The sequence below is a fragment of the Citreimonas sp. genome (genome assembly GCF_042096055.1).
Lineage (GTDB): Bacteria > Pseudomonadota > Alphaproteobacteria > Rhodobacterales > Rhodobacteraceae > Citreimonas.
In genome coordinates, this window is the sequence record NZ_JBELMH010000053.1 from 8,366 (window position 1) to 18,523 (window position 10,158).

Here is a 10,158-nt window from a genome sequence, read left to right on the forward strand (position 1 = left end):
CCGGCCCGCTCCACGCCCAGGATTTGCTGCCACAGCGCGGCCAGCCTCTCCTGCACCTGCGCGACGTCCGGCGCGGATGCCGGTTCGCGCCCGGGGGCGGGAGGCGCAACCGCCGCCGTATCGCGTGCTTCGGACCTGACCGGCACGCTGCCTTGCGCCGCTTGCGCGGCGAGCGCGCCGCGGTCGATCTTGCGATTGGGCGTCAGCGGGAACGCGTCCAGGTGCACCACGCGGGCGGGCACCATGTATCCCGGAAGCCGCGCACTGAGCGCCGCGCGCAAGGCTGCGGAATCCCACGCCTCGCCGGTGTGGAACGCGACCAGGCGCACGTCTCCGGCGCTCGCCTCGTGCGCGATGACCACCGCCTGCGCGACGCCGTCCTGTGCCTCGAGCGCCGCTTCGATCTCTCCGGGTTCGATCCGGTGCCCGCGCAGCTTGATCTGGTCGTCCGCCCGGCCGAGGAAGCGCAGCGCGCCATCCGCATCCCGGCGCACGAGGTCGCCGGTCCGGTACATTCGCCCACCGTGGAACGGGTTGTCGACGAAGCGCTCGACCGTCAGGTCGGGCCGGTTCCAGTAGCCGCGCGCGACACCCGCGCCGCCGATCCACAGCTCGCCCTCGGCGCCCAGCGGCACAGGCCGGCGCGCGGCGTCCAGCACGTAAAGCTGCGTGTTGGCGATGGGACGCCCCAGCCCCACTATCGCCTCGTCCGGGCCGGCGCGGTTCGCCGCCGACCAGATCGTCGCCTCGGTCGGGCCGTAGAACGCGGTGAGCGTGGCGTCGCCCACCGTCTGCAGATCGCGCACCAGCGACCCCGGCACCGGCTCTCCGCCCAGGAACAGGTGGCGCGGCCGGCCCAGTGCTGCGCGCGTGCCGGGATCGGCCAGCAACAGCCGCGCCATCGACGGCGTGCATTGCAGGTGCGTCACCCCGTGCCGCACGATCTGCGCCGGGATCGAGAAGTCGTCCGCCGCCGGCCCCGTCGCCTGGCAGGCCTGCACCACCCGCGCCAGCGGGCGCAGGCCCTGCAGAACGGTGTCGGAGTCGATGCCGAAATCGATCAGGCAGGCGACCTCGGTCACGCCGATCGCGCGCAGCGCGTCGACCCGGGCCAGCGCATCCTCGACCGTGCCGAACAACCCGCTGTCGGTGAAGTACCGCTCGAACGCGAAATCGAGGATCGCGTCCAGATCCTCGGCCGAGACCTCGTCCAGCGTCAGGTCGAAGACGTTGTCGACACCGGCGGGTCGCTTGAACGCGGGAAAGGCCCAGGCGTATTGCTTGATCAGCCCCGCCGAGGCGCGCAGATACGCCTTCATCGGGCCGCGTGCGATCTCGCGGGCACGCTCACGACTGTCCGCCAGAAAAGAGTGCAGCATCAGCGTCACAGCGAAATCAGCCGGGTCGTGCCCCGCCCCGCGCAGCGCATCGTGGTAGAGCGCGATCTTGCCGGCGACCTCGTCCACGCTCTGGCCCAGTAGGTGGGTCAGCACGTTGCAGCCCGCCGCGCCCGCCTGGCGCCAGGTCTCGGGGTTGCCGGCGGTGGTCAGCCAGACCGGAAGCTCGGCCGAAACGGGGCGCGGCTGGGTGACGACCGACTGCAGGCTGCCGTCGGCGCGCGGGAACGCCACCGCCTCGCCGCGCCACAGCCGGCGCACCTGGTCCAGCGCCTCTTCGGTCGCGCGCTTGTTGTCGGGCGGCGCGTTCTCGGGGCGCAGGACGAAATCGTCGGGCTGCCAGCCGCTGGCGATCGCCATGCCGGCGCGGCCGCCCGTCAGGTTGTCGATCACCGCCATTCCTCGGCGATGCGGGCGGGGTGGTGCAGCGGCGCCACGACCGACCCGCCGCGCACGCCGATCCGTTTTGTCACTGCCGCCACCGCCGCTCCGGTGACCGAGGGGTTGGGATAAGGGCCGCCGAAGGCGTGGAAATGCCGCTCGGGCGTCCAGACGGCGGCAAAGCCGTTCTCGTCGGCAAAGCGCGCGCCGTCCAGCAGCAGGCGGTACTTGTCGCCGCCCGCCGCGTCGTCGTTGCCCCAGTAGTACAGCGAGAAGTCCATGCCCCCGCCGCCCGAAGCGCCCTCGCCCGCAACGCGCGCGGGCGCGTCGCCCGCGATCACCACGCGCAGCCCGCGCGCCAGCGTCCAGAACAGCTCGAGCACGGAGATGTCGAAGGACAGCGACGTCACCGCCAGCCAGGCGTCGCCCGGCGCGTGCGGCACGTGCGCGTCCATGCCCGTGAAGAAGTTCGACACGGCGCGATGCTCGATCATCACGCCCTTGGGTTTGCCGGTCGAGCCCGAGGTGTAGATCAGGTAGGCGAGGTCTTCTCCGGTCGCGCCGCCCTCGGGCGGCGTGTCGGACGCGGCGTGGATCGCAGGGTCGGCGTCGAGCGCCAGCAGCGACAGCCCATCGGGCAGCGTGCCGGCCAGCGCGGCGTGCGTCACCACGACGGTCGCGCCGCTGTCGTCGAGCACGTGGTGCAGCCGCGCCTGCGGATAGGCCGGGTCCAACGGCAGGTAGGCCGCACCGGCCTTGAGGATGCCCAGCGCGCCGGCCAGTAGGTCGATCCCGCGCGGCAGGCAAAGGCCCACCACCGCGCCGGGCCCGACACCGCGCGCGCGCAGCACCTGCGCGATTCGGTTCGCGCGGTCGTCCAGCGCGGCGTAGCTGATCGCTTGATCCTGATAGATTGCGGCGGTCGCGTCCGGCGTTCGGTCGACCTGGGTCTCGAACGCGGCGTGGATCGTCAGGTCGGCGTCGAACGGCGTGTCGGTGGCGTTCGGGGCGTCGATCAGAGCGGCGCGCTCGTCCGGGTGCATCTGCGGCATCGTCTGAGCGCCGCCATCCGGCGCCGCGGCTTTCGCGATCGCCTCGAGCCGAAGCGCCAAGCGTTCGGCCATGTCCGCGTCGATCCGCGCGGTGTCCACGTGCAGCACCGGGCATTCGCCGAGTTCGACCGTCAGCGCGCATCCGGCGATCGCGCCCGCGCCGTCGGACAGGCCGACGGCTGGGGATGCCACCGGACGCAGGGCGGGGTCTCGCAGCGGCAGGTCACGCGCGAAGCCGCCCAGCGCGCGCAGGGCCGCGATCTCGTCCTCCATCGCCGTGCCCAGCGCCGCCATCGAGCCGTCGGGCACGGGCAGGCGCAGCGGCACCCAGTCCGAGATCACGCCGCCTTGCGACAGGTCGGCCAGCGCGCCATCGCGCCAGGCGATCGCGTCGCCGGGCTGCCCCAGGCGCACCGCCCACAGCGCGACCGAGGCGAGCGGCACCGAGCCCAAGTCCAGCACCCGCGACCGCACCGCGCCGTCGCCGGCCCGCAAGCCCGGCACGGCGAGCGCACCATGCGCCCGAAGCCTCTCGCGCCACGCGCGTTCGTGACGCGCCACGCGAGCGACGCGTGCGTCCAGCGCGGCGATCTCGTCGTCCGACAGGCCGTCCAGCCGGTCTCCCGGTGCAGCGATTTCGGTGCCGGTCAGCGCCGCGCCGCTGTTCACGTCGCGCAAGCCGCCCAAGACCAGCGCGCCCGTACCGCAGGCCACGGTCAGCGCGTCCGCGTCGGCCGCAAGCACCGTGCCCGCCGCGGCCGCACCGCCTGCAATCCGCGCCTGCCCCACCGCGACCGGACGCCCGCCATGCCGCAGCTTCGGCAGCGCCAGCGGGTTCCGGTACGGACCGTGATCCAGCGCGCGCACCAAGCGCGCGAGCTCGGCCGCAGGCTTGCGGAGATCCAGCACGCCGTGCGCCGGTGGACGGTCGTCCCGGGCATGGTAGCGCCGCGTCGACAGGTCCTGCGGCCGCCGCTGCAGCGCGCCCTCCTGAAGCTGGTCCAGCAGCGCCTCGAAGCCGTCGAGCCCCGCCTCGAAGGCGCGGGCGTTCAGGCTCAGCGCGGTGTCGTCTTCGGTGATCGGGAACGCGCGCGTCACCAGCACGTCGCCGGTGTCGATGCCCGGCTCGATCAGATGCCAACTGATGCCGTGCGCGCTCTCGCCGTCGAGCATGGCCCAGACCGGCGTGTTGAGCCCCGCGCGCTCTGGCAGCGGCCCGTCATGGAAGTTGATCGCCCCCTTGCGCGGCAGGGCCAGCACCGGCGCGGGCAGAACCCGCAGGTTGGCGATCGACAGCAGCCAGTCGAAAGGCAGCGGCGCCAGCGCGGCCCGCAGATCCCCGTCTGCCGCGATCACCGGAAGGCCCCGATGCGCAGCCCACGCGGCCACCGGCTCGGCCAGAGTCACCACCGCCGCGATCGTGCCGCCCCGTGCCAGAAGCCGCTCGGCGCACTGCACCAGAAGTGTGTCGTCTCCGATCAGAACCGTCGAAAGGGTCATGGCGCTACTCCTGCCGCACCGGTTTCGCGTCCCGGCGGCGACGCGGCGCGCCCGGGGCGATCGCCGCACGCAGATCGTGCCAGGCGAGATCGCGCAGGACATGCTCGGGCTCGGCATGGCCGCGCCGGTCCACTAGGCGCCGCAGTCGCCACAGCACGCCGCCCAGAAGATGGCCCAGCGTCGCCGCCACGGCATAGGCGCGGCCGTGGGTCTTGCTGAAGTAATGCCAGCGGCTGTCGAACCAGTAGCCCGGCAGACGCGCGCGCCGCTTCAACCCCGTGGAGGCCGAGCCGATGTGCACGACCTGGCTGTCGCGCACGAAATGGCGCGCATAGCCGGCATCGGCGGCGCGCCGGCACAGGTCGGTCTCTTCGAAATACAGAAAGAACGTCTCGTCGAACGCGCCGATCCGGTCCAGCACCGACTGCCGGATCATCATCGACGCGCCGGCCAGCCAGTCCGCCGGCCCGGTGTCCGAGGGCACGCCGGGGCTGACCACGTGGCGCCGCAACAGGAGCGTCACCGGCCCGGTGCGCGCCGCGCCCTCGATCTCGGACCACACCGACGGAAAGCGGAACGCGGTCTCGTGCGGCACGCCGTCCTCACCCTGCGTGAAGCTGCCGGCGATGCCCACGTCGGGATGCGCCTCGAGATGGTCGACCAGCCGCGCGATCGCGTCGGGTTCGGGAAAGGCGTCCGAGTTCAGCAGGTAGACGTAGTCGGGACGCGTGCCGTCCGACAGGCCCGCGCGGATGCCGATGTTGTTGCCCGCGCCGAAGCCGCCGTTCACGTCCGACAGGATCAGCCGCACCGGCGCGCCGTTTGCCCAGTCCTCCTCGGCCAGCGCCTGCGCCAGCGCGATGTCCGAGCCGTCGCCGCTGGCGTTGTCGACGATGATCAACTCGGCCCGCAGGCCCCGCATCGCCTCCAGCGCCGTGCGCGCCGCGCGCAGGGTCATCGGCGCGGTGCGGTAGTTCAGGATGATGACCAGGATGCTCGGCATGGGCTTACTCGGCCGCCGCGGCATAGCGCGCCGGCGGCGGCGCGCCGGCGGTCTCGGCGCGGTGCAGGACGTCGCGGAGCATCGCCGCCAGGACGCGCACGTTGGGTTCCAGCACCATCGAATCGTGGTCGCCCGGGACCTCGTGCACCGACAGGTCGCCGGCATGCGCGCTCCAGTCGTTGTCGTGCAGCGCATAGGTCCGGTCCGAGCGCACCCAGCGGCCGCCGGTCACGCGCCACGCGCCCGCCAGCGGCGGGCGGAACAGCGCCACCGGCCCGTCCCACGGGGGCGGCGCGTAGACCGCGATGGCGCGGTAGAACGCGGCCTCGATCTCGGCGTCGTGGAAGCTGTCGTCGTCCTTCGTCGTTCCGGGCGCGCGGCGCCGCGTGAACTCCCACGCGATCCGGTTGCGCGCCCAGTTCAGCGGGTAGAGCGGCCCCGCCGCGCGCGCCTTGTGCCACTGGATGACCGCCCGGTCGCGCCACAGCAGAGGCCGACGGTGCGGCAGCGGGGTGTCGAGCATGACCACGATCGACACCACCTCTCCGGCGTCGCGCAGCTGCTGCGCGATCTCGTAGGCGGTGATCCCGCCGCCCGAGAATCCGCCGACCATGTAAGGCCCCTCGGGCTGGACCTGCCGCATCTCGGCGATGATGCCGGCGGCGGCGTCGGGGATCGTCTCGTGCGGCGGCTCGGCACCGTAGAGCCCGCGCGCCTGCAGCCCGTAGACCGGCCGGTCGCCACCCAGAAGCGTTGAGAGGTGGCGCAGGTTCAGCACGTTGCCGAACATGCCGGCCACCAGGAAGAACGGCCGGCCCGGCCCGCCCGCGCCCTCGTGCATCGGCACCACGTGGGTGAAGCGGCGCTGCTGGGGCAGCGTGGCGACGCCGCCCGTCGCGGCACCATCGGGCGTGGGCGCCGCGCCGGTGCGCGCCTCGATCAGGGCGGCGCAGGCGCGGATGGTCGGCGCCTCGAACAGCACCGAGATCGGCAGGTCGACCGCATAGGTCCGGCGGATCATCGCGAACAGCCGCACGGCGATCAGCGAGTGCCCGCCGAGGTCGAAGAAGCTGTCGCCGACGCCGATCTCGGCGATGCCCAGAAGGTCGGACCAGAAGCCCGCGAGCGTCTTCTCGATCTCGGTCTCCGGCGCCACGTAGTCGCTGTCGAGCGTGGGGCGCTCGAACCCGCCGGCGGCCTCCGCGGTCTCCGGCGGCCGCGCCGCTTCGGCCATCAGCGCGTCGAGGTCGAGCGCGCTGACCGCCACCTGACCCAGCCCCGACGCCATCGCACGGTGGAAGGCCTGGGCACCCTCGTCAGGGCGGATGCCCAGCCGCGCCATGCGCGCCAGCCGTTCCTCGGCCGGGCTGCGCGGCTCGGCGCGCGCCGCGTCGTCGAACTCCATCTCGGCCTGCGTCGGCGCGGGGACCGCGCGCAGCGCCTCGGGGCTGGCGAGCCGGCGGATGGTGAAGCCATCGATCTCCATCGCGACCGTGCCGTCCGGCGCGGCCAGCACGATGTCGAAGCTGGCGGTCTCGCCTTCGGCCCGGTTGGCGGCGGCGTTGCGCACCCAGCTGAGCACGCGCGCCGGCAGCGGCCCGTGGAACCGCACGCGCCCGTAGCGCACCGGCGCCCACAGATGCGTGGGCGCCCAGCCCGCGATCAGCTCCATCGCCCAGCCGGTGGCGATGTCCAGCAACGCGGGATGAACGATGCAGCCGTCGCCCTCGGCCTCGGGGGGCAACGACAGCTCCGCCAACCCCTCGCCCTCGCCCAGCGCGAGGCTTTCCAGAACCTGCCAGCGCGGCCCGAAATCCAGCAGCGGCGCCTGCGCCGAGGCGATCCGCCCGCCGCCGCGCGGTGCGCCCAAGCGCGCCCGCATCGCCGGGACGTCGAGCGGCGCGGGACGTGGGAACTCCGCCAGCGACAGCTCGGCCTGCGCGGTCAGCGCCCGCCCGGCGCGCCCGTCGGCGAAGAAGTCCGCCAGCACGTCCATGTCGTAGCCGTCGACCGCCCGGCGCAGGCGCGTGCGCATCAACCGCGCGCCGTCATCGGGCACGCGCAGCGGGCGCAACAGATCGAGGTCGCGGATCTCGAACGGCCCGGCCTCGCCCAGCGCGGCGAGCGCATGCGCTGCCAGCGTCACGCAGGCCGATCCCGGCAGCAGCGCGTCGCCCGCGCGCGTGCGGTGTTCGCCCACAACCCAGTCGCCGACCGTCAGCCGCGTGTCGAAGACCCGGTCGCCGCGCGCATCCACGCCCGTGGTATCCAGAAGCGGCAGGTCGACCGCCTCCTGCACAGCGTCGGCACCGTGCGAAGCGATCGCCTCGGCGGCCATGCCGACCCCGGCCCAGATGCCCCAGTCGATCGCGACCACCCGCGTCGCCCCGCCCGCGCGCGATTGCGCCCAGGCGTCGAGGAACGCGTTCGCCGCGACGTAGTCGACCTGGCCCGCTGGCGCGGTCACCGTCGAGATCGACGAGAACACCGCCATCCAGACCACCGACCCGTCGGGGAACACATGGTCCAGCACCTGCGTGCCGTGCACCTTCGGCGTGAAGACGTCCTCGATCGCAGACGCGCTCTTGCCCAGGATCGGCGCGTCGCGCATCACGCCCGCCGCGTGGATCACGCCGGTGATGCGCCCGAACCGCGCCTCGGCCTCGGCACGGACCTGCGCCATGCGCGGTGCATTGCACACGTCCGCCGCGGCGACCATCACCTGCGCGCCGGCATCCTCGAGCGCGCGCACCGCGCGGATGCGGTCGGCCGCGTCGCCGCCCTTGTGCAGGACCGCGTCCCAGTCCTCGCGCGGCGGTAGGGGCGCGCGCGAGACCAGCACCAGCGCCACGCCGCGCGCCGCCAGATCCCGCGCCAGCGTCAGTCCGACGCCGCCGAAGCCGCCGGTGATCAGCACCACCGCATCCTGCTGGGCAGACACCGACGGCGGGTCGAGCGGCACGCGCCGCATCGCCGTCTCGTACCGCCGGCCGTCTCTCAGCGCCGCAACCCGGTTGCCCGGCGCGGCGCGCAGCTCCTCCATTACGCCGTCCACGACGGCTCCGAACACTCGGGCGCGTGCGGCTGCGGTCTTGGCGCGTGCGCGGCGCGGCCGGTCCACGACAGGCGGCAGCGCCACGTCGAGCGTCGTCACCGTCACGCCGGGAAACTCGCACGGGATCACCCGCGCGGGCCCGGCCACGGTCGCCTTCGCCGGGTGGCGCAGCGGCGCCCGTCCCAGGCGCGCGGCGTCCGAGGTCACCACCACCACGTGCGGCGTCATCCCGCCGCGCTCGGCCATCGCCTGCGCCAGGTACAGCAGGGCGTAGAACCCCTGCTCCTGCACCCGGTGGAAGAAGCTCGAGCCGGGCCGGTGCCCCTCGCCCTCGGTCACCAGCCAGAAATGCCCGATCCGGTCGGGCAGCCGGTCGCGCTCGGCCAGTGCCGCCAGCAGGCGGTCGTAATCGCCGCGGCCCTGCTCGGGTGCGATGACGAAATCGTCGCCGCGCGGTGCGAATCGGTCGCCCAGATGCACCAGCGTCACGCGATGCCCCTCGGCGCGCAGGCGGTGCGCGGCCGCGTCGGCCAGCCCGGCCTCGTCGGCGAACAGCAGCCAGGTCTGCGGCTCGTCCGCCTGCGCCACCGGCGTGCCTTCGGGGTCGAGGTCGAGCGCCAGCGGCGCCGGCCGCCAGACCGGCCGCCAGCCCCAGCGCGCGATGTCGTCCTCGCGCTCCGGTTCGGCCTTCGCCGGCGCGGGGCGATCCAGCCCCGGCTCGATGAAATAGCGCTGCCGCTGGAACGCATAGGTCGGCAACGGCACGCGCCGGCGCCCGTTGCCCCAGATCTGCTCCCAGTCGATTGCCACGCCCAGCGCCGACAGCCGTCCCAGCACCTCGAGCATGTGGCGGTCGTCGGCGACCCGGTCGTCGTGATGGCGCAGCGATGCCAGCGCCTGGTTCGCGGTGACGCACGGGTTCTGCCGCGCGAGGCCGCTCAGCGCGCCGCCCGGCCCCACCTCGAGGAAGACGCGGTTCTCGCGCGCCAGCGTGTCGACGCATTCGGCGAAGCGCACGGTGCCGCGCAGGTGGTCGACCCAGTAATCGGGATCGGTCGCCTGCGCGTCGGTCATCATCCGTCCGGTGCGGTTCGACACCAGCGGGATGCGCGGCGGGTGCAGCGCGATGCCCTGCAGGTAGGCGCGGAAGCGGGCGAGGATGCCGTCCAGCATCCGGCTGTGCGCGGCGATGTCGATTCCGATGCGCCGGCAATCGACGCCCTCCTCCGCCAGCCCGGCCGCCAGCGCATCGAGCGCCGCGCGGGGTCCAGAGGCGACCGAGAGGCCCGGCGCATTCTCGGCCGCGAGGTCCAGATCGCCGCCCAGCCGCGTGCGCAGGTCGTCCGCCGACAGCGCCACCGACAGCATGCCGCCCGGCGCGACCGTGTCGAACAGCGTGCCGCGCAGGTGCACCAGCCCGATGCAATCCTCGAAGGACATCACCCCGGCAAGGCAGGCGGCGGTATTCTCGCCCATGGAATGGCCGGCGAGCACGGCGGGTTCGATCCCCCAGCCGCGCCACATCTGCGCCAGCGCGTATTCCACGATCATGATCAGCGGCAATTGCAGCGATGGGCGCTGCAGCGTCGCATCGGCGCCGGCCTCCTGCCCCGGTTCGGGCAGCCACAGCGCGTGGATGTCGGCGTCGGTCAACGTCGCCAGATGTGCAAGGCCGCGGTCCATCCACTCGGCGAAGACCGGCTCGGTCTCGTAAAGGTCGCGCGCCATGCCGGCGTATTGTGCGCCGCCGCCGGGGAACAGGAAGGCCAC

Annotated in this window: 2 protein-coding genes and 2 pseudogenes; 1 reads left to right on the top strand and 3 read right to left on the bottom strand. The window is 73.4% G+C overall.

The genetic code is table 11. The features are described from left to right. Window positions 1-515 (bottom strand): annotated as a pseudogene (locus ACFDTC_RS12265) (peptide synthetase); the annotation flags it as partial. A 44-nt stretch (window positions 516-559) separates the two neighbouring features. Then, window positions 560-4,447: pseudogene (locus ACFDTC_RS12270) on the bottom strand (MupA/Atu3671 family FMN-dependent luciferase-like monooxygenase); the annotation flags it as partial. Between the two features lie 647 nt (window positions 4,448-5,094). Between ACFDTC_RS12270 and ACFDTC_RS12275 the strand changes: the two are divergent. After that, window positions 5,095-5,304 carry a hypothetical protein gene (locus tag ACFDTC_RS12275; RefSeq protein WP_375259169.1) on the top strand — a complete coding sequence of 70 codons (210 nt, stop codon included), beginning with the start codon at window positions 5,095-5,097 and terminating at the stop codon, window positions 5,302-5,304. A 33-nt stretch (window positions 5,305-5,337) separates the two neighbouring features. On the opposite strand, the gene ACFDTC_RS12280 is transcribed toward ACFDTC_RS12275, so the two are convergent. Then, window positions 5,338-10,158, bottom strand: a 4,821-nt coding sequence (locus ACFDTC_RS12280) for an SDR family NAD(P)-dependent oxidoreductase (protein WP_375259170.1), incomplete at its 5' end; no start/stop codon positions are given.